The sequence below is a fragment of the Flexivirga aerilata genome, from assembly GCF_013002715.1.
Classification (GTDB): domain Bacteria; phylum Actinomycetota; class Actinomycetes; order Actinomycetales; family Dermatophilaceae; genus Flexivirga; species Flexivirga aerilata.
Map to the genome: position 1 here is coordinate 358,743 of NZ_JABENB010000001.1, position 22,593 is coordinate 381,335.

Here is a 22,593-nt window from a genome sequence, read left to right on the forward strand (position 1 = left end):
CCCACAAGTGACCGTTCGGTCGCACCTCAGCAGGGGAAATGCAGCCGCCACTGCGGATCCAGCCGGGGCGGCCGCATCCCGACTGAGCGCATCGCGGCCACCAGCCGGTCCAGGAACTGCTCGGGCCGCCGGTAGATGTCCGCCGAGACCGCGACCACGAAGCGCCAGCCACCACCTTCGACCGATTCGCGCCGCAGGAGGTCCTTCTCCCACTGTCCCTGCCGTTCGACATGGGCGCGGCCGTCGTACTCGATCGCCAACCGGAACCCTCCGTAGGCCAGGTCGAGGCGGTAGACCACGAACCCCTCGGCATCGAGCAACTCGACCTGAACGGTCGGCTCGGGCAGTCCGGCGAGAACGACGAGCAGCCGCAGACGACTCTCCTGCGGGGACTCGACCCGAGCCCGCACCAGCTTCGCGGCGCGGCGTGCATTGACCGCCCCGCGACCCCGCGCGTCGCCGGTGGCGGTCGGCAATCTCTCCGGGAACCCGACGTCGCTCCGGGCGAACGAATCGCCCAGCACGACGAGGTCGACCAGGCTCAGGCGAGCTGCCAGGTCGAGGAAGGTCTGCTCCTTCGAGGTCACCGGCATACCGCGCACGGTGACGATTTCGGGCGCGCGGGTGTAGCGATGGACGACCAGCCCCCGCACCCGCACCCGGCGCCCGGTCAGGGTGCCGACCTCAACCTCGCCCGTGGCGGGCACGACACCACCGTGCAACGCGGCCGCCGTGTGGTGACTGAGAAATGCGTCATCCGGCCCGCAGTTGAGACCGGCCTGCCAGAACTCCTCCAGCCGCAGCCGCGTGGTGTCCACTTTCCAGTGACCGCGCAGCAGCCGGAGGTGCTGGCGGCGCAGCTGATTGTCGTCGATACCCAGCGAATTCGCCGTCGCTCGACTCACCGGACCGTTGACCCGGCCGACGCTTCGCTTCATCGGTCGAGCGTGCCAGCCGTCGCCGACGGGCCACCGTAGTTATCCACAGGGGGCGCAGCTGGCTGCCGAGGCACCGGTGGCGAGAACTCGACCCGAGAGGTCAATGTCGGGCGGGTATGGCGGAGTAGCCCCGACGAAAGTGACCTCTCGGGTCAGTTGCAGCCGCAGCTCGCGAGGTCGGCCACGATGTTGTCGATCGCGTCGCGCGTGACGTATGGCGAGGCCTGCGGGCCGTTGCTGATCACAGCGAAGACCAGCAACCGGTTGTCCTTGGTCACCACCGTGCCGGCGAGGGACGCGACGCCGAGCAGGGAGCCGGTCTTGGCGCGCACCAGCCCCGCGGCCGAGGAGTTGGTCTTGGCCTCGAAGCGGTTGTGCAGGGTGCCGTTGAGCCCACCGACGCCGAGGCGGCTGACCGTCTCGGCATACGGCTTGTTCTTGCCGGTGGTGCCGGACAGGAGAACGTCGGCGAGCACGCGCGGTGGGATGGTCGTGCCGTCCGAAAGGCCGGACGTGTCAGCGAGTTTCACCCCGGCCAGGTTGAATCCGCCCTGTTTGAGCGTGTTTTCGACAAACTTCGTGACCTCCGCGGTCGAGCCGCCGATGCCCTTGCCGAAGGCCGCCTGGCGCGCGAGCGACTCGATCATCGCGTTGTCGCTCGCCTGCAGCGCGTCGCCGAGCACGTCGACCAGCGGCGCCGACTCGACCCGACCGAGCTCCTGGGCGTCCTTCGGGGCAGCCTTGCTCGCGCCCTTCTTGGCCGTGATCCCTTGTGCCGCAAGGGCTTTGACGAATGTCTGCTGGGTGCTGCCGACCGGGTCGGTGGGCGTCGGGGTCGCCGGGTCGGTGGCCCGCTCGGTCGACAGCCCGAGTTGCGCGATGCGGGCGGTGTAACCGGCGGCGACCACGCCCGGGTCCCAACGCGCGGCGGTCAGCGGGCCTGGCGCGTAGGAGGTGTCGACATCGACGGTCACCGAGGTCCGGCCGGCCCTCTTCAGGGCGCCCGCGACCTGCGCGGCGAGGTCGGCCAGCCCGGCGTGGCCGCTGACCGCGTTGGGGTCGCCCTTGCCGGGGTTGAGGGCGGTGTCGCCACCGGCGACGAGAGTGACCGCGTCCGGGGACGCACCACTGACCACCTTCGTGGTGAGCGGCTTGTCGAGGTCCATCGTGTTCGCGACGGCCCAGGCGGTGAGCAGCTTGGTGGTCGATGCGGGTGTGGTCGCGTCGTTCTGGGACTGCTCGGCGAGGACGGCCCCCGTCATACCGTCGCGCACGTCGATGGCGACCTTGGTCGACAGGTCCGGATCCTTCAGTGCCGCAGCGATTTTCGCCTTCACCTTGGCCGGGTCGGGTTGCGGTCCGGCGAGCGCGGGCAGGGCTGCGGGTGAGGCGGGTGCCGCCGGCGGTGCGACGGACGGACCGACGGCGGTCTTCCCGGGCTCCGGCACGGCCTCGCGGGCGGCGCTGTCGCGGGTGAGCGGACCGGGCACGACGTCGAACACGTCGAGCGTCTCGTAGCCGAGGGCGAGGACGAGCGCGCCGGCGGTGACGCCGATCGCCATACGTTTGCCCATGTGTCGCCCTCGATGTGAACGTCCGGGATCCCTCGGACCACCCGGACCCCTCGCACGGCGCTCCCGCGCACCGTGCGCCACACTAACCTGCAGCCAAACATTTCCGCGAAGGGACAGCCGCAATGGAGTTCGACGTCACCATCGAGGTGCCGCAGGGCAGCCGCAACAAGTACGAGATCGACCACGAGACCGGCCGCCTGCGCCTGGACCGCCGGCTGTTCACGTCGATGCAGTACCCGACCGACTACGGCTACATCGAGCACACCCTCGGCGAGGACGGCGACCCGCTCGACGCGATGCTGTTGATCACCGAGTCGGTCGTGCCGGGCACGGTCGTCGAGGCGCGTCCGATCGGCGTCTTCCGGATGGTCGACGAGGCCGGCGGCGACGACAAGATCCTCTGCGTGGTCGCGGGCGACCCGCGCACCGACGCCCTGCAGGACACCGGTGACGTCAACTCGTTCGTGCTCGACGAGATCGCCCACTTCTTCGAGAACTACAAGGCGCTCGAGCCGGGCAAGGGTGTCGAGCCCGGCGCGCGCTGGGAGACTCGCGCCGAGGCCGAGCGCATCGTCGGTGAGGCGCTGCAGCGCGCGAAGGACCAGGGCGTGGACACCGCGCGCTGGGCGATGCCGCAGCAGCAGCAGCACTGACCTGCCACTGACACTGACACTGCCACTGACTGACACCGGCCCTCCCGTCGAGAGGACCACTTACCGTCCAGAGGCCCACGTGTCAGGCCCAATTGCGGGCCTGACAAGTGGGCCTCTCGGCGATTAGTGGGCCTTTCGGCGGGACGGGGAGTGGCGGCCGATCGGCAGGCCGGTGCGCAGGTGGGCGTAGTCGTCGTCGGCGCGCACCAGGCGGCGGGTCTCGCGACGCAGCCGCACGATCTGCACGATGCCGAGCGCCCAGACGAAGTACTGCACGCACATCGCGACCCGGAAGGCCGACAGGTTGTAGTCGTTCGGACCGCCGGGCACCTGGTGGTCGAGCACGACACCGATCAGCAGCACCGAGATGAGGGTCGCGCTGAAACCGCCGACATTGACGATGCCCGACGCCGACCCGAGCCGGTGCTCGGGGTTGAAGGTGCGGGCCAGGTCGAAGCCGATCATCGAGCCGGGGCCGCCGACGGCGGTGATGACGACGAGGATGATCAGCATCCAGAGCGGCGCCCGCCCGGGCCAGAGCAGCACGATCGTCCAGGCGGCGATGATCGCGCCGACGGTGATCAGCACCAGGGTGGAGCGCGAGTAGGGGTAGCGCGCGGTGAAGACCCCGAAGACCGGGCTCGCCGCGATCGTCGCGACCACCATGATCTCCAGCAGCAGGCTCGCCGTGCCGGTGGACAGCCCCTCCCCCTTGGTGAGGAAGGGGAAGCCCCACATCAGCGAGAAGACGGTCGCGCTGAACTGTGACGTGAAGTGGCACCACAGGCCGAGGCGGGTGCCCGGCTCCTTCCACGCGACGCTCACCGCTCGCCCGACGGCGCGCAGCTTCACGTCGGTGCGCTGCTTGCTGCGGTATGGCGAATCACGCACAACCAGCACGAGAATCACGCCGAGCACCACACCCGTCAGCGACGCGATCAGGTAGGACTGCGTCCATCCGAGGTCGTGCAGCGCGACGGCGAGCGGGCCGGCGGCGAGAATGGCGCCGAGTTGCCCGAAGACGCCGCACAGCTGGGTCATCAGCGGCGTCCGCGCGGGCGGGAACCACAGCGCCACCAGCCGCAGCAGCGACACGAACACCATCGCGTCTCCCATGCCGACGAAGACGCGGGCGAGCACACCGAGCGCGAAGCTGTCGGCGAAGGCGAAGCCGAACTGCGCGATCGACATCGTCGTCACGCCGGCGACCAGCAGCACCTTGGAGCCGTACTTGTCGAGGAGTGCGCCGACCGGGACCTGCATGACGGCATACACCAGCAGTTGCACCATGACGAAGGTCGCCAGTTGCGCGGAGCTGATGTGGAAGCGGTCGGCGGCGATGACGCCGGCGACGCCGAGCGAGGTGCGGTGGAAGATCGCGAGGATGTAGATCGACAGCGCGGAGAGCCACACCGCCCAGGCGCGCTTGCCGCCGAGTGGCCAGTCGGCAGAGGGGGATTCGACGACTGATGGCAGCGAGTGGCTGCCTTCCTTGGTGGGCGGGGTCATCGGCTCACCGCCATGGTGCCGACGTAGCTGACGTGGTCGCGGCAGGCCCGCACGAAGGCGGCCTTGGTGCCGGCGTCGAGCAGGTCGAGCAGGTCGCGGTGCTGGGCGTATGACGCAGTCATCCGCTCGGCGTCGCCGCGCAGGTTGCCGGCCACGATCACGATCTGGCGGTCGCGCAGGTGGCGATACTGCCGGGCGATGACCGAGTTGCCGGCCGCCTCGACGATGACCTCGTGGAAGGCCCGGTCGGCGGCGCTGAAGGCGTCGGCATCGCCGGTCTTCATCGCGGCCGCCATGTCGGCGAGGCGGGCGCGCAGTCGTGGGACGGCGTCGGCGCGGCGGGGCCAGGCCTGGGACGCCGCCCACTCCTCGATGAGGGCGCGCGCCTCGAAGACCTCCCGGCCCTCCTGCGGGGTCGCCGGCACCACCAGCGCGCCCTTCTTGGGGTAGAGCTCGACCATCCCCTCGGTCTGCAGCCGCAGCAGCGCCTCCCGCACAGGGGTGCGCGAGATGCCGACCTCGGCCGCGACCTGCCCTTCGGTGAGGAAGCTGCTGGGCGCGAGCCGGCCGGTCAGGATGCCGTCCTTGACGTGTTCGTAGGCTCGATCACTTGCACTCATGTTGCATCCATCATAGATGCAACAGCGGACATGTCGCAGGCAGCGATCGCGTGACGTCGACCACCCGGGCGGACTACGTTCGTAGTCATGCAGACCTACACTCGCGATGGGCTGACCTTCGACGTCACCGACTCCGGACCCGCAGACGGCGAGGTCGTCGTGCTGCTGCACGGCTTCCCCGAGGACCGGCAGGCCTGGGACAAGCTGACCCCGAAGCTGGTCGAGGCCGGCTACCGGGTGCTCGCCCCGGATCAGCGCGGCTACTCCCCCGGCGCGACGCCGAAGGGGCGCACGTCCTACGGGCTGCACGAGCTGGGCAAGGACGTCGTGGCGCTGCTCGACGCGGCCGGCGTGGAGCAGGCGCACATCGTCGGGCACGACTGGGGTGGGGCGGTCGCCTGGCAGCTCGCCGGGCGGCACGCCGATCGGGTGCGCACGGTGACCGTGCTCTCGACGCCGCATCCGGCGGCGATGGCCTGGGCATTCGCGCACAGCGACCAGTGGCGCAAGAGCGGCTACATGGTCTTCTTCCAGCTGCCCTTCATGCCCGAACGCGCTGTGCTGCGGCAGATTCCGGGCCTCTACACCAAGACGGGCATGCCCGCGGAGGACGCCGCCAAGTATGCCGAGCGCTTCCGCACCCCGCAGTCGCTGACCGGCCCGCTCGGCTGGTATCGCTCGATGCCGGCGAGCGGCGCGATGCTGAAGGCGATGCGCGGCCGCGGCAAGTCCGCGTCCCCCCCATCCTCGGACGGCGCGCCGAGGCCGAGCCGGAAGGTGCAGGTGCCGACCACTTACATCTGGGGTAGCCGCGACTTCGCCCTCGGCCGCGCAGCGGCCGAGAAGACCGGTGAATTCATCGCTGGCGACTACGAATTCGTGGAGATCCCCGGTGCCGGGCACTGGCTGCCCGAGGCCAACGCCGACGAGGTGGCGGAGGCGCTGCTCAGGCGAGTGCGCGGCTGAGTCCGGTCGCCCACGCCGCGCGGACGGCATTGGTGGGAGCGGTGCCGCGACGCGGGTGCACGGCGTTGGACAGCAGGATCGCGACCGCGCTGCGGTCGAGGTCGACGACCAACGAGACGCCGGTGAAGCCGGTGTGCCCGATCGTGCGCGGCCCGCTGAGCTCTCCCATGTAGCGCGGCTGGTCGATCTCGAAACCGAGTCCGTGCGCGTCGTCCGGCAGATCGCCGTTGAGGTTGGTCGTCATGCGAACGACGCTCTCCTCGCTCAGGATTCGTGTCCCGTCGACCTCGCCGCCGCCGAGGAAGACGCGCGCAAACTGCAGGAGGTCGGCCGCGGTCGAGAAGACTCCGGCATGCCCGGCGACACCGCCCAGCGACCAGGAGTTCTCGTCGTGCACCTCGCCGCGGACCAGGCCGCGACCGGCGTCGTCCTCGATCTCGGTGGCGGCGAAGCGCTCCGGGTCGAGGTGACCCAGCTGGGTGACATAGCCGGTGTCGGACATCCCCAGCGGTGTGGTGACGTGGTCGCGGAGCAGCACGTCCAGCGGTGTGGCGCAACGGTTTTCGAGCAGCACGCCGAGGGTGATCAGATTGAGGTCGCTGTAGACGAACCGTCCGGCCGGTGACGCCTGCGGCCGGGTGAGCGCTGCGTGGATGCGCTCCCGCGGCGTCGGCCAGTCGCGCCACAGCGGGAGCCACGACTCCAATCCACTGGTGTGCGTGAGCAGTTGGGCGACCGTGATGTCCTGCTTGCCACCCGCTGCGAAGACCGGCAGGTAGTCGGCGACCGGGGCATCGAGATCGAGCAGCCCGGCTTCGGCCTGCTGCAGGGCGAGCGTGGCGGTGCAGAGTTTGGTCAGCGACGCGACGTCGAAGACGGTGTCGGCGCGGGTCGCTGATCGTGCGGGCTCGGGCAGGAGTGCGCCGGCCGCGTCATACAGCACGGCGGAGCCGGCGACGTGCTCGGCGATCACCCGCCCGTCGGCCCACATCACGCCGACGACGCCGGGCAGCAAGGGTGCCCCGGGCACGACCGGCGTATGACGGGCCGCCTCGACGGCCGCGATCGCGCTACTGACCGGACCGGCGACGCTCACGCCGTTCGTCGTCCTTGACCAGCAGCGGCAGTTGCGGCGCCTCGCGCGGGCCGCGGCGCTTGTCGCGCAGCTTGCCGACCCAGACGATCAGGAGGAAGAGGATGACCATGAACGCACAGATGCCGAAGAAGGCCACGCCCATGCCGATGGGGTGCCCGTTGTTCTGGTCGAGCTTGGCGGGCAAGGCAGCTGCAGCGGTCAACACGTCTCCATTGTGCCCCGACCGGCTCGATCCGGCGCCGGCCGCCTCCGTCGAGCGACCGAGTGCAGCCGCGCAGACGCTCCCGCGGCTCGATAGCCTGCCGGACGTGCCTGCCGACGAACCCACCATCCTCGCCACGTCCGGTGGCCTGCGGCCCGGAGAGCGGACCTTCTTCGAGTTCAGTGCGCTGACGCATTACGCGGTCGAACTCGCGGGGGTGACCGGCCGCGCGCCGCGACTCTGCACGGTCGCGACCGCTCTGGGCGACAACCCGCACGTGCTGCACGCGTTGGCTGAAGCGGCCCGCGTTGCGGGTTATGAGCATTCGCATCTGCAGCTCTTCCCCCAGCCCAACGTCGCGGATCCTGCCGAGCACCTGCTGGCCCAGGACGTGGTGTGGGTGATGGGCGGCTCGGTCGCCAACCTGCTGGCCGTATGGCGGGTGCACGCGCTCGACCGGGCGATGCGCGCGGCATGGGAGGCCGGCGTCGTGCTCACCGGGGTGAGTGCGGGGTCGATCTGCTGGCACGTCGGTGGCACCACCGACTCCTTCGGACCGGAGCTGCGGCCGGTGACCAACGGTCTGGCGTTGCTGCCCTACGGCAACGGCGTCCACTACGACGCCGAGGACCGGCGCCGGCCGCTCATGCAGCGACTGGTCGCCGACGGCACGCTGCCGGAGTCCTACTGCAGCGACGACGACGCAGGGCTGCTCTACCGCGGCACCCGGTTTGTCGAAGCCGTCGCCGAACGCGACGGCGCGCGTGGTTATCACCTTGTGCGGGAAGGGGATTCGGCGGTCGAGACGCCGTTGGACACGCGACTGCTCTGACCGCTGCGAGCGACCTGGCCGGCCGCGCGGCCTCAGTCGAGACAGAACTCGTTGCCCTCGGGGTCCTGCATGACGATGTGCCCGGCGTCCATCGCACCCGGGTCCTGGCGCCGGACCCGGGTCGCGCCGAGCGCGACGAGCCGGGCCGCGACCGACTCGAGTTGCGTCATACGAGCCTCACCTGCGGTGCCCGGAGCGGCGCGCAGGTCGAGATGCACCCGGTTCTTCGCCGCCTTCGCCTCCGGCACGCGCTGGAAGAACAACCGCGGGCCGTTGCCGGCCGGATCGACGACCGCTGAGCGGCTGTTCCACTCCTCCGGCGGGACGGCCCACGACTCGAGCGCCGCCTCCCAGGACTCGAAACCGGGCGGCGGGGCTTCGAGCTGGCCACCGGTCGCTTCGGCCCAAAAGGCAGCAAGGGCAGCGGGATCCGCGCAATCGAAGGTGACCTGAAACTCCAGAGCCATCAGCTCACCACACGATCCCGCGTGCGTTGAAGCGCGCCTTCACCGCGGCAGCCGCGGCCGCGCCGTCGCGGGCGAGCGCCTTGTCGTAGGTGGCCTTCGCGGCAGCGGCGAAGCTGGTGTCGGGGGCGTAGTCGAACTGACTGTCGACCAGCGTGGTGTCCCAGGCGCGGCTGCCGAGGCCGAGGGTCTCGTAGTCGGTGCGGATCTCCCAGAGCGCCTGCCCCCAGATCTGACCGTCGTGGTGCACCTCGCCGTTCGCGTCGGCGACGGTGAGACCGGTGTGGAAGCTGCGGATGCAGTGCGGGGCACGGGTGTAGGACGTGGAATCCCAGTCCATCGGGCACGACGGGTCGGCCTTGACCGGCCAGCCATACTGCTTCGCGGCGTCGAGTCCGACGGTCACCCCGAAGTAGTCGCCCCAGGCCTCCCCGATCGAGCCGGCCTGCACGCTTCCGCCATACCCGGGGACCTGCGACTGGTGCACCGCGTGGCCGTACTCGTGCACGATCACCTCGGCGTCCTCTGCGTCGTCGACGCCACCCTTGCCGTAACGCACCCGGTAGGGCTTGTCGGTCTGGTAGCTGTTGTCGCCGCCATACTGGTCGACCTTGACCGGGAACTGCTGCTTGAGCACCGGACGCAGCGTCGAGCCGAAGCCGAGCGACTGCAGGTATTCCTGCGCCTGGTTGACGAAGAAGTAGGCCATCACCTGCTCGAACTGGTCCTGGCTGCGGGTGAACATGAAGGTGTTGGTCTTGCTGAATGCCGGTGTGCCCGTTGCGGATTCGACACTGACCCACTTGCCGCGCAGATATCCCGAGCCGTCGAGGTTGCGCAGCTGCTCGACCGTGTATGCCGAGGCCGGCACCGCCGCGTCGGAGTCCTTCTGGTCGGTCAGCGACTGGTCGCCCGTGGACTGCACCGAGTTGACCATGAAGATCCGGGCCTGCCCGGTGGACGTGCCCGCGCCGGGCTTGTCGGCCTGGGCCGGAAGGGCGACCGCGCAGAGGGCCAGCGTGCTGGCGGCGGCCGCGGCGATGCGGGTGACGGGTGCGGACATGGCGTCTACTCCTCGTGTGACGGGTGGCGCCGGGGTGCGCGCCTCTCGTGAGGCTAACCAGGACCGGGTGCCGCCTGGGCTTATTCACGCAAAGTACCCGGTGTCGGAGTTCGGGCGTTGATGTCCGAGCCGTATCCCGACTGGCTTCTGAGTGACTTCGGTGTCAGCCGAATTTCGAGTCGATCATCGTCGAGCTTGGAGCGCGCCGACACATACCCTCTCACTTGCGGTCGATTGACCATGCCGCTGTTTATGCGGCTCTGACTACAAGGAGGCTTAGATGGTAGCGGAAAGATCCAGTTCCCACCTCGTGAGTGCATACGGTCTGTTTTGGGATCGAAGTCAGGTCGGCTGGCCATCGGGCAAGGGCAGAGCCTGGCAACTACTCGGCTATCGAGGAGCCAACACGGGAACCGTACGCGTGTGCGACTTCCGTCGTGCCCGTGGTCTCTACATCCTCTATAACGACTACGGTCCCAACTACGTCGGAATTGCGCGAGGCACACAAGGGATCGGCCAACGACTCCTCACTCACGACCGCGTGAGGACTGACCGTCATACCGCGTGGACCCGCTTCTCGTGGTTCTCATTCGACCATGTTGTCGATGTCGGATCCACCGGATGGGCGGCGTTACGACTTCGTGCAGCACTCAAAGAAGTCGACGCCGAGGCAGTCGTATTCGACATGGAAGCACTCATGATCAAGGTGTTGGGCACTGCTGTGCAGAGCGGCCAGAACGACATGAACTTCAACCGAGGTCGCGATGTGAAGCAATGGGAACAGGTTACGTCCGAGGACATCTATCCGGGTCGACCACTTCAGAAGGTCGACCCGACACAACTGACCGATTGGATGTTCCGTGACTACCTTGAACAACTGGAGGATCGTCCGCTGTGACGAACAACGCTGCCTGATCGCACTTCCGCGGTGCCCCATTGAAGGAGCATCAGCCGCTCACGCGCCTGACCCGTAGCGCGAGACCTAAACACGCGATGCACAGGACAAAGCAGATCCACGGGTTGACGTGAATTCCCGAACCCATCGTCTGACGAATTACCTCCTGCCGCGAGACGCCCCGCACTTGCTCCGGATACCACAGCTCCAGACTCGCCCGCGTGAGCGGATCGACGAACCGACTGACCGCGCTCACAACCGCCGATGGCAGAACCACGGAGATCACGTGACGCGAGATCGAAGGCCAATGATCCAGGAGCGCCAGCGCCGACCGAGCGGCAAGATAGACGGAAACGACCGAGACTGCGGCCACACCCAATCCGACCTGGCAAACCCCGAGCATTTTTGCGGCTGACAGCCCGCCGGCGACATCGGCCGAGGCCGCCTGGGAGTTTGTCGCGGAGAGAGTGATCGCGGCGGGAGCAGTTAAGAGAACGATCGCCGCAACTGCGCCGAGCGTCGTGGCGACGGAACGGAGCACCGCGATCGTCTCTTGACCAACCTTCATCACGCTGGTTGACCAGGACACCCCAGTCATTCCCTGCGCGAACATGCTCAATGGGAACGTTACTGCCAACGCCGCCGAGCCGCACGTGAGCAGCGCGCCCGCCAGCGAACCGAACAAAGGCACCAGCACGGCGGCGTCTGGGTGGCGCGTCATTGCCCAAGGCACGGTCAAAATCGACAAACCTAGAATGCTGGCACACAGCATGAGTGCGACCTTGAACCATGCCACGTAGCACCGAAAGAACAACACGATTGGGTCGCCGGCCTGAGCACGCCACCACGACCCCTCGGCCTTGAGCATTCTCGCGGCTTCCTCCATCCGGCGAAGCCAACCCACCTTGTTGGTAGCCATGGCGGCCATCGTGGCCCTGCACACTGACAACCGTCGCCGCAGCAACCGCTGTACGCAGACCGGCCCCTGCTGATCACGCCTGGTCGGCGACACGGTGGGACACGCGAAACGTCCCGGATCGTTGATCCGGGACGTTTCGGCTGAGCCGCCTGTCGGAATCGAACCGACGACCTATTCATTACGAGTGAATCGCTCTAGCCGACTGAGCTAAGGCGGCCTGGCCCGCGGGCGTGCCGTGGGCCGCGACGAGTATACGCAGCCCAACGCCGTCCCGCCGAATCGAGCGACTGCGGTGGTCGCCGCGAGGGCGGAGCGCCTCAGCCCCCGACGATCGTGAGGCCGTAGACGGTGATCAGGCCCAGGAAGAACGCCGCGGTCAGGACCGTCGTTTCGGACTCCTCGTGGGCCTCGACCAGGAGTTCCTCGACGGCCAGGTAGACCAGCGCCGCAGCCCCGAAGCCGAGGGTCGCCGCAATGGGTTTCGGTCCGGCGTCGCCGAGGGCGACCGCGGCCGTCAACGCACCGACCGCGGTGAGCAGGCCGAGGCCGCCACTTGCGCCGGCGGCCCGCCACCGGGTCATCCCGGCCTGGACGAGTTCGCCCTGCACAGACAGCGCGAGGAAGAGCACTTCGAGCGTGAGCGCGCCGACGAGGATCATCGCCTGGGTCGAGCTCAGCGTCGCGGCAAGCCCGACGAGAGCTCCGTCGATGAGCAGGTCGATGGCGACCGTGACCATGAGCCCGATGGGCAACGCCGACCGCGCCGCCCTGGCGGGGTCACTGGCTTCGCCGGCCTTGCCTCGGGCATCCAACCTGCGACCCCAGGCGGCCAGCGCGAGCACCACCACCACGCCGAGCGTGAAGCCCGCCACCGCCCACGACCACTGCGCTTCCTTGTCCAGGTCGGGCAGGATCTCACCCACCACGGCCGCGAGGACCACGCCGGCCGCGAAGTGTTGGACCGCGCTCATGACGACGCCGCTCGGTCGCCGGACGGCCGCAATCACCGCACCGAGCGCGGCGGCGCCGACGGGGAACGCCGTCAGCAGGGCCGCATTCGCAACATTCGCCATGTCAGGTGAAGATACCGCCGCTGCAGAAAAGAACGTGAGCGGCTCAGCAGGCCTTGCCCGCCGCCGGCACCGTGCCGTCCAGCAGGTAACCGTCGACCGAGTCGTCGACGCAGCCCGACCCCATCAGGTAGGCGGTGTGGCCGTCGCCGTCATACGTCAGCAGGTGGCCGTTCTGCAGCTGGTCGGCCAGTCGCTTCGACCATTCGTATGGCGTTGCCGGGTCCCGCGTGGTGCCGACCACCAGGATCGGGCCGGACCCGGCCGCGGTGATCCGCCCCGGCTTGCCGGTCGCCTTGATCGGCCACTCCCCGCACACCAGCGAACCCCACGCGAGCATCGGACCCCACGTCGGCGCCTGCTGCGCGAACGACTTCGCGTCGGCCCGGTAGGCGCCGAGGTCGGACGGCGCGGACCGGTCGAGACAGTTGACGGCATTGATCGCCTGCATGATGTTGCCGGAGTAGCTGCCGTTCGCATTGCGCTCGGCGTAACTGTTCGCGAGCTTCATCAGCTTGTTGCCGTCGCCCCCGAATGCCGCCTTCAACGCGTCGGTGAGGTCGGGCCAGTAGCTCTTCTCGTACATCGCCTGCGCGATGCCGATCGTCGCCCAGCCCTCGGTGAGCCCCTTGACATCGCCGTTGCCGCTGACCGGCAGTGGCTTGGCGTCAATATCCTTGAGGAACTTACGGATTCGCGCCATACCAGAGTCGACGCTGTCGCCGAGCGGGCAGCCGCCCTGCGCCACGCAGTCACGCACGTAGGACTGCGTCGCCTGCTCGAAACCCTTGGCCTGGCCGAGGTTCATCTCGGTGCTGGTGATGTCCGGCGGCACGACACCGTCGAGCACGAAGCGGCCGACCCGCTGCGGGAACAGGCCGGCGTAGGTCGAACCGATGAACGTGCCGTAGGACTTGCCGAGGTAGTTGAGCTTGTCCTCCCCCAGCGCGGCGCGCAGCACGTCGACGTCCTTGGCCACCTCGACCGTCGACACGTGCCCGACGAGCGGACCCCCCTTGGTCTGGCACGCCGTGCCGAAGTCACGGTTGGACGTCGCGGCCTGCTGCTCCTCGGCGGCCGTGTCGGGCGTCGGGTCGGACCCGATGAAGCCGTCGAGGGCCTTGTCGTCGACGCAGGTGATCGGCGCCGAGCGCTGCACCCCGCGCGGATCGAAACCCACCACGTCGTATGCCGAGGCGACCTTCTTGCTGACGACAAACCCCTCAGCGGTGTAGGCCGCGTAGTCGTAGCCCGAGGCCCCGGGCCCGCCGGGGTTGACCACGAGCGCGCCCTTGCGTTTCCCCGTCGCCTTGACCCGGTCGACCGCGAGCTGGATCGTCGCGCCGTCGGGCTTCGAATAATCAACGGGGACAGTCAGTTTCGCGCACTCGACCGGCCCGCAGTCCTTCCAGTCGAGCTTCTGCCCGTAGAACTTCGCCAGGGACGCCGGCGCACCAGCTGCGGATGCTCCGGCCGACGACGCAGCGGCCGCCCCGCCGGACGATGCGGATGCCGAACCGCCGGCCGAGTTGCTGCCCGCGCCGCCGGCTCCGTCACCCGAGCCGCTGCTGCACCCCGCCAGGGTGAGCGCGATTGCAGCGGCCGCCGCCGCACCGGTCGTGGCCAGTCGTCGCATGGCTGCACGCTACGTCATACGACGGGGTCGGTGACGCAGGGCAACTTGTACCGCAAAAGGTGGACTTGTCACGTGCTAGAGCACGTGACAAGTCGGGTGCGGACGTGACAAGTCGCCGAAAGCGTGACAAGTCGACCGCAAGCGGACGAGCGACGGCCGAGGCGTATGACGGGGCGGCGCGACTACGACGCGGCCGGAGCGCGCAGGCCGATCGCCATGGCCTCGAGCGCGAGCAACGGCGGCACGTTGGCCTCGATGCGTTCGCGCGCGGTGCCGATGGTGTCCATCGCGGTCAGCAGTTGCTCGCTGCTGCGGGCCCGCGCCAGCTGCTCGACCTCGGTCGCGAGGTCGGCGTTGATCAGCGGCACGGTGTTGCCGGCCCGCACCACCAGCGCGTCCCGGTAGAACGACAGCAGGTCGACCAACGACCGGTCGATCACGTCGCGGCCGAAGCGGGTGGCCCGGGTTTTCTGCTCCTTCTCCAGCGCCGCAAGCTGCGAGCGCACGTGCGGCGGCTGGGTGCGCGCGGCCGGGTCGGCGCCCAACTGCTCCATGAGCTTGACCTTCTCGGCGGCGTCCCGCTCGGCGCTGGACGCCGACGACTCCTCCCCCGCGATCGACGCGAGCTCGGCCGCCGCGGACATCGCGTCGCCCAAGGTGTGGATGCGGCCGGCGAGCAGCACCGTGCTGCGTCGGCGTTGCCGGGCGGCGTCGTCGGTCGCCAGGCGGCGGGCCAGCCCCACGTGTGACTGCGCCGCCCTCGCCGCGTACGACGCAAGCCGCTCCTCGATGCCGTCGCGCCGGACGAGCAGCGCCGCGACCGCCTCGACCGACGGCGTGCGCAGCCGCACGTGCCGCGAACGCGACCGGATGGTGACGATCACGTCCTCCAGGGACGGCGCGCAGAGCAGCCAGACCGTGCGCGGCACCGGCTCCTCGAGCGCCTTGAGCAGCGCGTCGGCCGCCCGCTCGGTGAGGCGATCGGCGTCCTCGATGATGATCACCCGCCACGGGCCGACCGCGGGCCGGCTCTGCGCCAGCTCGGCGAGGGCGCGGGCGTCCTTGACCTGGATCGACAGCCCCTCGGTCGCCATCACGGTCACGTCGGCGTGGCTGCCGTCGAGCACGGTGTGGCACTCGTGGCACTCGCCGCAGCCGCCGTGCGGGCACTCCAGTGCGGCAGCGAAAGACCTTGCCGCCATGGAGCGTCCGGAGCCGGGCGGCCCGGTGAGCAGCCAGGCGTGGGTCATGCGGGCCGGGTCCGCGACGGCGGAGGTCAGGGCGGCGACGGCGTCGTCCTGGCCGACGACGTCCCGCCATACGCCTCCGGGGGCGGTGTCCGTGGTCACGACTGCACCTCCTGCGCGACGAGCGCGGCGATCTGCTCGGCCGGCAGGGCGGCGTCGACCACCAGGTAGCGCCCGGGGTCGGTCGCCGCGAGCGCGAGGTAGTGCTCGCGGACCCGGGTGTGGAAGTCGTCGGCCTCGCGCTCGAGCCGGTCGTGCACCTCGCCGCGACGAGCGCGCCCGACCTCGGGGGTGACATCGAGCAGCACGGTCAGGTCGGGCAGCAGGTCTTCGGTCGCCCACAGCGAAAGCCGTTTGACCTCAGCAGGATCGAGCTCCCGGCCGGCCCCTTGGTAGGCGATCGAGGAGTCCATGTAGCGGTCCTGCAGCACGATCGCACCGCGCTCCAGCGCCGGCCGCACCACCGTCGCGACGTGATGGGCGCGATCGGCGGCGAAGAGCAGGGCCTCGGCGCGCGGGGCGACGTGGTCGCCGTGCAGCAGGACGTTGCGGATCTCCTGCCCGAGGGCCGTGCCGCCGGGCTCGCGGGTCACCACGACCTCCCGGCCGGCGGCGACCAGCCGGTCACGCAGCAACTGGATCTGGGTCGTCTTGCCCGCGCCGTCGCCGCCCTCGAACGCTATGAACACCCGGTCAGCCTAGGCGAATGCGCGGACAGCCGGTCGCGCGCCGCGGCTCAACGCCGGGCGAAGACCCCGACCGCGTCATACGCGATCCACGACCCGTGGTCCTTGACGACGTCGATGGTGTTCTCGCCGACCTGCAGGCAGCGGCGGTCGACCGTCCGCTCGATGTATGCCGGGCCGCCGCCGAGCCCCGGGACCGCGGCCGACGCGTCGGACGCCGGCGGCCGGTCGCGCGCCACCGGGTCGTCGAAGAAGATCGTCTGCTCGGTGTCGCCGTTGAGCACGAGCGTCGCCGAGCCGGCTCGCGTCGCGTGGCGGTCGACCAGCCAGAGCGCGAAGTCGAGGTCAGCGGCGGGCAGCCGGTCGAGGTCGAAGCGCAACCGGAAGCGGTGCCCCCGCCGCCCGGCCCAGGCATCGTCGGGGCCCGGCTGCAGGTAGCTCCAGGTGACGTCGGCGCGGTCGTAGCCGTAGCGGAAGTCGACGTCGCGCGGGAAGGTCGATCGGTAGTGCACGAAACCTGTTGGGGCCAGGGCAAGTTCGAGGCCGCTGCCGTCGAACGAGCCGACCGTCGCGACCGGCTCGCCCGTCACCGTGACCGAGGTCCTGGTCGACACCGTGACCGCGCCGAGCGGAGGGACCGGGTGGTCGAGGACCGGCACCACGGCATACGACCAGTTGACCGCGAGCGGGCCGAGACCGTCGTGCACGAAGCGGGGTTCGGCATGGGTGGCGAGCAGGTTGCGCTCGTCCGGCTCCCACGAGCCCGTCCGCGGCGTGGCGACCCCGTGCACCCGGTAGCCGCTCGCCCCGGGCACCTCGCGCCAGGTCAGCCGGACGCTGCCGACGTCGCCGACCGCTCGCAGCGGCCGCGGTTCGTCGACGTCGTGCACGGCCGGTCCGTGCGGTGCCAGCGCCATGTCGCACCTCCCTCGAGACCTGGGCGATGGGCCGATTCCAGCGATCGTCACGCACCGACACGTCCGCCAGGCGACCTCAACATGACGCGCGGGTGACGGATGTGACGTATGACGCAACGCATCGGCTTCGGCAGCAGCGGATTAGGTTTACTGCTATGACCTCCGAGCCGTCGGCACCGACCGAACAGACCACCCGATCGCTCTCCCGCATCGCGCGCACCGCCCAGCGCGACAGCCGCACACCGGCACTGGTCGCCGGCGTGGGGCGACACGGCTCGCTCCTCTGGTCCGAGGGCGTCGGCCGGGCCGACCTCGACGACCCGTCGGTGCCACTCGACGCGAACACCCAGTTTCTGGTCGCCTCCAACACCAAGACGTTCACCGCGGTCCTCACCATGCAGTTGCGCGACGAGGGCAAGCTGACCCTCGACGACACCGTCGACCAGCTGGTGCCCGGCACCACCCACCCGCACGTGACCGTCCGCGAACTCCTCTCGCACACCAGCGGCATGCAGCGCGAGCCGATCGGCGACGTCTGGGACACCCTGGAGTTCCCCGACCGTGACGGGCTGATCGAGGGCTGGAACGCCGCCGAGCGCATCCTGCGCCCGCACAACCGCTGGCACTACAGCAATCTCTGTTACGGCCTGCTCGGCGAGATCATCGCCCGGCTCGACGGCGGCGACTGGGCCGACTCACTGCGTCGCCGCCTGCTCCAGCCGCTCGAATTGCGCCGCACCACACTGCAACTCACCGCTCCGTATGCCGGGCTCTACTACCTCCCGCCGTTCACCGACGTGCCGGTGAACGAACCAACCCTCGACAAGGGCGCCGTCGCGTCGGCCGGCTCGATCTGCAGCACCCTGGCCGACATGGTCACCTGGCACGGCTTCCTGCTGGACCCCGACGAGTCGATCCTCTCCCCGGACACCGCGGAGGAGATGCGCCAACCGCAGATCGTGGTGGACCCGGGCTGGAATCAGGCCTGGGGCTTGGGTTTTCAGCTGGTGCGACGGGACGACCACATCTGGTTCGGGCACACGGGTGGGCTGCCCGGAGGCATCACCGGGTTCTTCTCGGAGCCGGAGTCGGGCACGACCGGCGCCGTGCTGATGAACAACAGCGGCGCCAACGACCCGGCCGGCATCGCCGTCACGCTGGGCGACCACCTGCTGGTGCACGACCCGGCGCCGGTCGAGCCGTGGCAGCCGGGCACCCATGCGCCGGATGAGCTGAAACCGCTTGTCGGGCAATGGTTTTCCGAGGGCACGGAGTTCACCTTCGCGATCGCCGACGGCAAGCTGACCGCGCGGCTCGCCCAGGTCAGCACAATCCAGCCGCCGTCGGTCTTCGAGCGTGAGGGCGACGACACCTACCGCACCGTGAGCGGCCGGGAGCGGGGCGAACGTCTCGTCATACGGCGTCGGGAGGATGGGTCGATCCGGCAATTGAACTGGGCCACTTACAGATTCACCCGTGAGCCGCTGTCGTTCGGCGAGCCCACCCCCTGACCGAGCAGCGAAGACCCCGGCACCGTCCGGTGCCGGGGTCTTCGTCATACGTCAGGACGTCACTTGGTCCAGACGATGTTGTGGTCGTAGTCGTTGTAGGTGACGCTGGTGATCGGTGCGCCCGGGATCTGGTAGATGTAGCAGCTGCTGCCCGACTCGCCGGCCTTCAGCTCCTTGGACTCGCTCTTGCACGCGTCGGTGTCGCCGTAGAGACGCTTGGCGTTCTTCACCGTGTCCGGCACGGCCGGGTGGAAGAACAGGCCGTTGACCGAGTTGGTGCCGAAGAACGTCGCGTTCGTCTTGATCGCGGTGATGTCGAACTTCAGGTAGTAGAGGGTGCCGTCGGTCTTCTTGCGGCGGGTCTCGTTGTATGCCGAGTCGGGCGCGACCTCGAGCGCCGTCGGCGTCAGCCGGAACGTGTCGTCGTCGTCCTTGATCACGGCCGGCTGACCGATCTTGAACTTGCCGTCGGGGTCACTCACCTCGGTGGGCCCGGAGACCGGCGTGCTCGCGCCGCCCGAGGCCGCCGACGAGGTGTCGCTCGTCGCCGGCGAGCTCTCGGTGGTCTCGCTGGTCGACGGAGCCTGACTCGACTCCGTGGTCGACGGCGTGGTCTCGGTGGTGGTGCTCGGGGCAGCGCTGCTCGTTGCCGACGGCGTGGTCACGCTCGCGGAGTCCGAGTTGTTGCAGGCGGCCAGGGTGAAAGCTCCGGCGACGGCCAGAGCGGCGGCAGCGCCGCGACGAACGGTGGTGCGAGACATGACTTCTCCTCCAGAAAGTGCCTCAGGGAATGTGCCTGCGTGTGACGGCGCAGGCGGAGAGTCGGTTCCCATCCCCGCAAAACCGCTCTCCGTGGTGGTCCGCATCCAACCGGCAACGGCCCCGCCGGTCAAACCGGTGGGGCCGTCGGTCGGTGGTGCACTCAGCTCTTCTTGGCCGCGCTCTTCTTCGCCGGGGCCTTCTTCGCCGTCTTCTTGGCGGCTTTCTTGGTCGTCTTCTTCGCCGTCCGCTTGCGCGTCGTCGGGCCCTTCGCGCGCTTCTCGGCGAGCAACTCGAAGCCACGCTCCGGGGTGATCGACGCCGGGTCGTCGCCGCGGCGCAGCGTCGCGTTGGTCTCACCGTCGGTGACGTAGGGGCCGAACCGGCCGTCCTTGACCACCACCGGCTTCTCCGACACCGGGTCGTTGCCGAGCTCCTTCAGCGGCGGCTGCGCTGCCCGGCCGCGGCGCTTGGGCTCGGCGTAGATCTTCAGCGCCTCCTCGAGGGTGATGTCGAAGAGTTGCTGCTCGGAGGTCAGCGAGCGGGAGTCGGTGCCCTTCTTCAGGTAGGGCCCGTAGCGGCCGTTCTGCGCGGTGATGTCGACGGTCTTGGCCTCGTCGCCCTCGCCCTCGGTGACGGTGCCGACCACGCGAGGCAGGCTGAGCAGCTTCAGCGCGGTGTCGATGTCGATCGTCGCCAGGTCCATGTCCTTGAAGAGACTGGCGGTGCGCGGCTTCGGCCCGGCGTTCTTCTTGGTGCGCTTGGGCTTCTCGCCGTCCGCCGGTGCCGGGGGCTCGGGCAGCACCTCGGTGACATAGGGCCCGTAGCGGCCCGCCTTGGCGATGATGTCGTGACCGGTCGCCGGGTCCTGGCCGAGCACCCGGCCGTCGTCGTCGGCCGCCTCGAGCAACTCGCGGGCCTTCGCCGGTGTCATCTCGTCGGGCGCGATGTCGTCGGTGATCGTGGCGCGTCGCGGGTCCTTCGGCGCCTCGTCGGCGGTGACCTCGCCGGTCGCGGCGTCGACCCCGGCCGGCACGACCTCCTCGACATACGGACCGTAACGGCCGACCCGCACGACGATGCCGTCGCCGATGTCGATCGTCGAGATCGCCCGGGCGTCGATGTCGGGCAGGTGCTCGACCATCTCCTGCAGGCCCTCGGCGGCGGTCGGCCCGACGTCGGGCAGGCCGACGCGGCCCTTGCTGTCCTCATCGCCGAAGTAGAAGCGGGTCAGCCACGCGACCCGTCCCTCGTCGCCGCGGGCGATGCGGTCCAGCCCCTCCTCCATGGAGGCGGTGAAGTCGTAGTCGACCAGCGACGGGAAGTGCTCCTCCAGCAGCCGGGTCACCGCGAACGCGGTCCAGGTCGGCACGAGGGCGTTGCCGCGCTTGCCGACGTAGCCGCGGTCCTGGATGGTGCCGACGGTCGCCGCGTAGGTCGACGGGCGGCCGATGCCCATCTCCTCCATGGCCTTGACCAGCGTCGCCTCGGTGTAGCGCGGCGGCGGGCTGGTCTGGTGACCGTCAGCCTCGGCCCGCAGCACGTCGGCGGGCGCACCCTCGCTGAGCTTGGGCAGCCGGCGCTCGGCATCGTCGTTGCTCGCGTTGCGCTCGACGTCGCGGCCTTCTTCGTATGCCGCGAGGAACCCGCGGAAGGTGATCACGGTGCCACTGGCGGTGAACTCCGCCGACTGCGCGACACCCGAATCAGCAACGGGGACAGCAAGTTTCACGGTCGCGGTGCTTCCGCGTGCGTCGGCCATCTGCGAGGCGACCGTGCGCTTCCAGATCAGCTCGTAGAGGGCGAACTCGTCGCCGCGCAGCTGCCCGGCGACCTGCGCCGGGGTGCGGAAGGAGTCACCCGCGGGACGGATCGCCTCGTGCGCCTCCTGGGCGTTTTTCACCTTGCCCTGGTAGCGGCGCGGCTGGTCGGGGACGTAGTCGGCGCCATACAGGTCACGGGCCTGGGTGCGCGCGGCGTTGATCGCCGACTCCGACAGCGTGATCGAGTCGGTGCGCATGTAGGTGATGTAGCCGTTCTCGTAGAGCCGCTGCGCGACTCCCATCGCGGCCTTGCTGCTCATCCGCAGCTTGCGGCCGGCCTCCTGCTGCAGCGTGCTCGTGGTGAACGGCGCGCTCGGCCGGCGGGTGTAAGGCTTCTCCTGCACGGAGCTGACCGTGGCGGCCCCAGCAGCGACCGACGTCGCGACCGAGGTCGCCTGCTGCTCGTTCAGGTGAAAAACGTTGTCGCTCTTGAGGTTTCCGCGGTCATCGAAGTCACGCCCGGTGGCGACGCGTCGCGCGTCGAGCGCGGAGAGCTTGGCGGTGAACGCCTCACCGGCACTGCCCTGCGGTGCGAACTCACCCTCGACGTCCCAGTAGGAGGCGGTGCGGAACGCCATACGCTCCCGCTCCCGCTCGACCACCATGCGCGTGGTCACCGACTGCACGCGGCCGGCCGACAGGCCACGGCGCACCTTGCGCCACAGCACCGGGCTGACCTCGTAGCCGTAGAGCCGGTCGAGCACCCGCCGGGTCTCCTGCGCGTCGACCATCTGCTGGTCGAGGTCGCGGGTGTTGTTGACCGCGCGTTGGATCGCTTCCTTGGTGATCTCGTGGAAGACCATGCGCTTGACCGGCACCTTGGGCTTCAGCACCTCGAGCAGGTGCCACGCGATGGCTTCGCCCTCGCGGTCCTCATCGGTGGCCAGGTAGAGCTCGTCGCTGTCCTTGAGCAGCCGCTTGAGCTCGGCGACCTTCTTCTTCTTGTCCGGCGCGACGACGTAGTAGGCGTCGAAGCCGTCGTCGACGTTGATCGCGAACTTGCCGTACGGACCCTTCTTCATGTCCGCCGGCAGCTCGGAGGGGTTGGGCAGGTCACGGATGTGGCCGACGCTCGCGTCGACCACGTAGTCGTCGCCGAGATAGCCGGCGATGTTCTTGACCTTGTTGGGCGACTCGACGATGACAAGTTTGCGCGCCATGGGTTTTTCTCACTTCCTGTCCGACGTGCAGCGGATTCGTCGCTGCCGATACG

The 22,593-nt window shown here is 69.3% G+C and carries 21 protein-coding genes and 1 tRNA gene; 5 read left to right on the forward strand and 17 right to left on the reverse strand.

The genetic code is table 11. The features are described from left to right. Window positions 1-26 precede the first annotated feature (26 nt). On the reverse strand, window positions 27-938 hold the full coding sequence (locus HJ588_RS01705; RefSeq protein ID WP_171151358.1) for a hypothetical protein: 912 nt from the start codon (window positions 936-938) through the stop codon (window positions 27-29). Between the two features lie 152 nt (window positions 939-1,090). Continuing rightward, window positions 1,091-2,512 (reverse strand): D-alanyl-D-alanine carboxypeptidase/D-alanyl-D-alanine endopeptidase, encoded by a 1,422-nt coding sequence (gene dacB / locus HJ588_RS01710; RefSeq protein ID WP_171151360.1) that lies wholly within the window; start codon window positions 2,510-2,512, stop codon window positions 1,091-1,093. 122 nt (window positions 2,513-2,634) lie between these two features. Between dacB and HJ588_RS01715 the strand changes: the two genes are divergently transcribed. Further along, window positions 2,635-3,165, forward strand: a complete 531-nt coding sequence (locus HJ588_RS01715) for an inorganic diphosphatase (RefSeq protein ID WP_171151362.1) — start codon at window positions 2,635-2,637, stop codon at window positions 3,163-3,165. 123 nt (window positions 3,166-3,288) lie between these two features. Here the strand turns inward: HJ588_RS01715 and HJ588_RS01720 are convergent, their stop codons facing one another. Beyond that, window positions 3,289-4,674: an MFS transporter gene (locus HJ588_RS01720; protein ID WP_171151364.1), complete on the reverse strand. Its 1,386-nt coding sequence runs from the start codon at window positions 4,672-4,674 to the stop codon at window positions 3,289-3,291. Then, window positions 4,671-5,294, reverse strand: coding sequence for a GntR family transcriptional regulator (locus tag HJ588_RS01725; RefSeq protein WP_171151365.1), 624 nt, complete (start codon window positions 5,292-5,294; stop codon window positions 4,671-4,673). The genes HJ588_RS01720 and HJ588_RS01725 overlap by 4 nt, the downstream gene beginning before the upstream one ends. Before the next feature lie 87 nt (window positions 5,295-5,381). On the opposite strand from HJ588_RS01725, the gene HJ588_RS01730 reads away from it, so the two are divergent. Continuing rightward, window positions 5,382-6,260, forward strand: coding sequence for an alpha/beta fold hydrolase (locus tag HJ588_RS01730; RefSeq protein WP_171151367.1), 879 nt, complete (start codon window positions 5,382-5,384; stop codon window positions 6,258-6,260). Here the strand turns inward: HJ588_RS01730 and HJ588_RS01735 are convergent. Both HJ588_RS01735 and HJ588_RS01740 read right to left on the reverse strand, forming a co-directional pair. Continuing rightward, the gene (locus HJ588_RS01735) at window positions 6,241-7,356 is read right to left on the reverse strand and encodes a serine hydrolase (protein ID WP_171151369.1); all 1,116 of its coding nucleotides are present in this window, start codon (window positions 7,354-7,356) and stop codon (window positions 6,241-6,243) included. The two genes, HJ588_RS01730 and HJ588_RS01735, sit on opposite strands and share 20 nt — an antisense overlap. Beyond that, on the reverse strand, window positions 7,331-7,561 hold the full coding sequence (locus HJ588_RS01740) for a hypothetical protein (RefSeq protein WP_171151371.1): 231 nt from the start codon (window positions 7,559-7,561) through the stop codon (window positions 7,331-7,333). Before HJ588_RS01740 ends, HJ588_RS01735 begins: the two co-directional genes overlap by 26 nt. 103 nt (window positions 7,562-7,664) lie before the next feature. Between HJ588_RS01740 and HJ588_RS01745 the strand changes: the two genes are divergently transcribed. Then, on the forward strand, window positions 7,665-8,390 hold the full coding sequence (locus tag HJ588_RS01745) for a Type 1 glutamine amidotransferase-like domain-containing protein (protein ID WP_171151372.1): 726 nt from the start codon (window positions 7,665-7,667) through the stop codon (window positions 8,388-8,390). Window positions 8,391-8,422: 32 nt separating this feature from the next. Here the strand turns inward: HJ588_RS01745 and HJ588_RS01750 are convergent, their stop codons facing one another. Both HJ588_RS01750 and HJ588_RS01755 read right to left on the reverse strand, forming a co-directional pair. After that, entirely contained in the window at window positions 8,423-8,857 is a 435-nt protein-coding gene (locus HJ588_RS01750; protein WP_171151375.1) for a VOC family protein, read from the reverse strand. 4 nt (window positions 8,858-8,861) lie between these two features. Continuing rightward, window positions 8,862-9,917 carry a M36 family metallopeptidase gene (locus HJ588_RS01755; RefSeq protein WP_171151377.1) on the reverse strand — a complete coding sequence of 352 codons (1,056 nt, stop codon included), beginning with the start codon at window positions 9,915-9,917 and terminating at the stop codon, window positions 8,862-8,864. A 310-nt stretch (window positions 9,918-10,227) separates the two neighbouring features. Here HJ588_RS01755 and HJ588_RS01760 point away from each other — a divergent pair, with 310 nt between their 5' ends. Next, the gene (locus tag HJ588_RS01760; protein ID WP_171151379.1) at window positions 10,228-10,815 is read left to right on the forward strand and encodes a hypothetical protein; all 588 of its coding nucleotides are present in this window, start codon (window positions 10,228-10,230) and stop codon (window positions 10,813-10,815) included. Window positions 10,816-10,864: 49 nt separating this feature from the next. Here HJ588_RS01760 and HJ588_RS01765 read toward each other — a convergent pair whose 3' ends face one another. The 7 genes from HJ588_RS01765 to HJ588_RS01795 form a co-directional block, all read right to left on the reverse strand. Further along, complete coding sequence (locus tag HJ588_RS01765; protein ID WP_171151381.1) at window positions 10,865-11,731, reverse strand: hypothetical protein; 867 nt, start codon at window positions 11,729-11,731, stop codon at window positions 10,865-10,867. A 143-nt stretch (window positions 11,732-11,874) separates the two neighbouring features. Continuing rightward, window positions 11,875-11,948 (reverse strand) — tRNA-Thr (locus tag HJ588_RS01770). Window positions 11,949-12,048: 100 nt separating this feature from the next. After that, on the reverse strand, window positions 12,049-12,804 hold the full coding sequence (locus tag HJ588_RS01775; protein WP_171151383.1) for a ZIP family metal transporter: 756 nt from the start codon (window positions 12,802-12,804) through the stop codon (window positions 12,049-12,051). Between the two features lie 43 nt (window positions 12,805-12,847). After that, window positions 12,848-14,437, reverse strand: coding sequence for an alpha/beta hydrolase (locus tag HJ588_RS01780; protein ID WP_171151386.1), 1,590 nt, complete (start codon window positions 14,435-14,437; stop codon window positions 12,848-12,850). Between the two features lie 182 nt (window positions 14,438-14,619). Further along, window positions 14,620-15,786, reverse strand: a complete 1,167-nt coding sequence (locus HJ588_RS01785; protein ID WP_171151388.1) for a DNA polymerase III subunit delta' — start codon at window positions 15,784-15,786, stop codon at window positions 14,620-14,622. Continuing rightward, window positions 15,783-16,373, reverse strand: a complete 591-nt coding sequence (gene tmk / locus HJ588_RS01790) for a dTMP kinase (RefSeq protein WP_171151390.1) — start codon at window positions 16,371-16,373, stop codon at window positions 15,783-15,785. The genes HJ588_RS01785 and tmk overlap by 4 nt, the downstream gene beginning before the upstream one ends. 47 nt (window positions 16,374-16,420) lie before the next feature. Further along, window positions 16,421-17,287, reverse strand: a complete 867-nt coding sequence (locus HJ588_RS01795; protein WP_171151392.1) for a polysaccharide lyase family protein — start codon at window positions 17,285-17,287, stop codon at window positions 16,421-16,423. A gap of 155 nt (window positions 17,288-17,442) precedes the next feature. Here HJ588_RS01795 and HJ588_RS01800 point away from each other — a divergent pair, with 155 nt between their 5' ends. Further along, a complete protein-coding gene (locus tag HJ588_RS01800) occupies window positions 17,443-18,798 on the forward strand; it encodes a serine hydrolase domain-containing protein (protein ID WP_171151394.1) in 1,356 nt (451 codons plus the stop codon). A 59-nt stretch (window positions 18,799-18,857) separates the two neighbouring features. Here HJ588_RS01800 and HJ588_RS01805 read toward each other — a convergent pair whose 3' ends face one another. Then, window positions 18,858-19,559, reverse strand: a complete 702-nt coding sequence (locus tag HJ588_RS01805) for a hypothetical protein (RefSeq protein ID WP_171151396.1) — start codon at window positions 19,557-19,559, stop codon at window positions 18,858-18,860. 161 nt (window positions 19,560-19,720) lie between these two features. Then, window positions 19,721-22,540, reverse strand: coding sequence for a type I DNA topoisomerase (gene topA / locus HJ588_RS01810; RefSeq protein ID WP_171151397.1), 2,820 nt, complete (start codon window positions 22,538-22,540; stop codon window positions 19,721-19,723). Window positions 22,541-22,593 lie beyond the last annotated feature (53 nt).

Excerpts from the sequence above, each read along its gene's own strand:
- HJ588_RS01720 (WP_171151364.1), bottom strand. The coding sequence starts at position 4,674 with ATGACCCCGCCCACCAAGGAAGGCAGCCACTCGCTGCCATCAGTCGTC.
- HJ588_RS01795 (WP_171151392.1), bottom strand. The coding sequence starts at position 17,287 with ATGGCGCTGGCACCGCACGGACCGGCCGTGCACGACGTCGACGAACCG.
- HJ588_RS01750 (WP_171151375.1), bottom strand. The coding sequence starts at position 8,857 with ATGGCTCTGGAGTTTCAGGTCACCTTCGATTGCGCGGATCCCGCTGCC.
- HJ588_RS01755 (WP_171151377.1), bottom strand. The coding sequence starts at position 9,917 with ATGTCCGCACCCGTCACCCGCATCGCCGCGGCCGCCGCCAGCACGCTG.
- HJ588_RS01725 (WP_171151365.1), bottom strand. The coding sequence starts at position 5,294 with ATGAGTGCAAGTGATCGAGCCTACGAACACGTCAAGGACGGCATCCTG.
- HJ588_RS01775 (WP_171151383.1), bottom strand. The coding sequence starts at position 12,804 with ATGGCGAATGTTGCGAATGCGGCCCTGCTGACGGCGTTCCCCGTCGGC.
- topA (WP_171151397.1), bottom strand. The coding sequence starts at position 22,540 with ATGGCGCGCAAACTTGTCATCGTCGAGTCGCCCAACAAGGTCAAGAAC.
- HJ588_RS01800 (WP_171151394.1), top strand. The coding sequence starts at position 17,443 with ATGACCTCCGAGCCGTCGGCACCGACCGAACAGACCACCCGATCGCTC.
- HJ588_RS01780 (WP_171151386.1), bottom strand. The coding sequence starts at position 14,437 with ATGCGACGACTGGCCACGACCGGTGCGGCGGCGGCCGCTGCAATCGCG.
- HJ588_RS01730 (WP_171151367.1), top strand. The coding sequence starts at position 5,382 with ATGCAGACCTACACTCGCGATGGGCTGACCTTCGACGTCACCGACTCC.
- HJ588_RS01805 (WP_171151396.1), bottom strand. The coding sequence starts at position 19,559 with ATGTCTCGCACCACCGTTCGTCGCGGCGCTGCCGCCGCTCTGGCCGTC.
- HJ588_RS01705 (WP_171151358.1), bottom strand. The coding sequence starts at position 938 with ATGAAGCGAAGCGTCGGCCGGGTCAACGGTCCGGTGAGTCGAGCGACG.
- HJ588_RS01715 (WP_171151362.1), top strand. The coding sequence starts at position 2,635 with ATGGAGTTCGACGTCACCATCGAGGTGCCGCAGGGCAGCCGCAACAAG.
- dacB (WP_171151360.1), bottom strand. The coding sequence starts at position 2,512 with ATGGGCAAACGTATGGCGATCGGCGTCACCGCCGGCGCGCTCGTCCTC.
- HJ588_RS01765 (WP_171151381.1), bottom strand. The coding sequence starts at position 11,731 with ATGGCTACCAACAAGGTGGGTTGGCTTCGCCGGATGGAGGAAGCCGCG.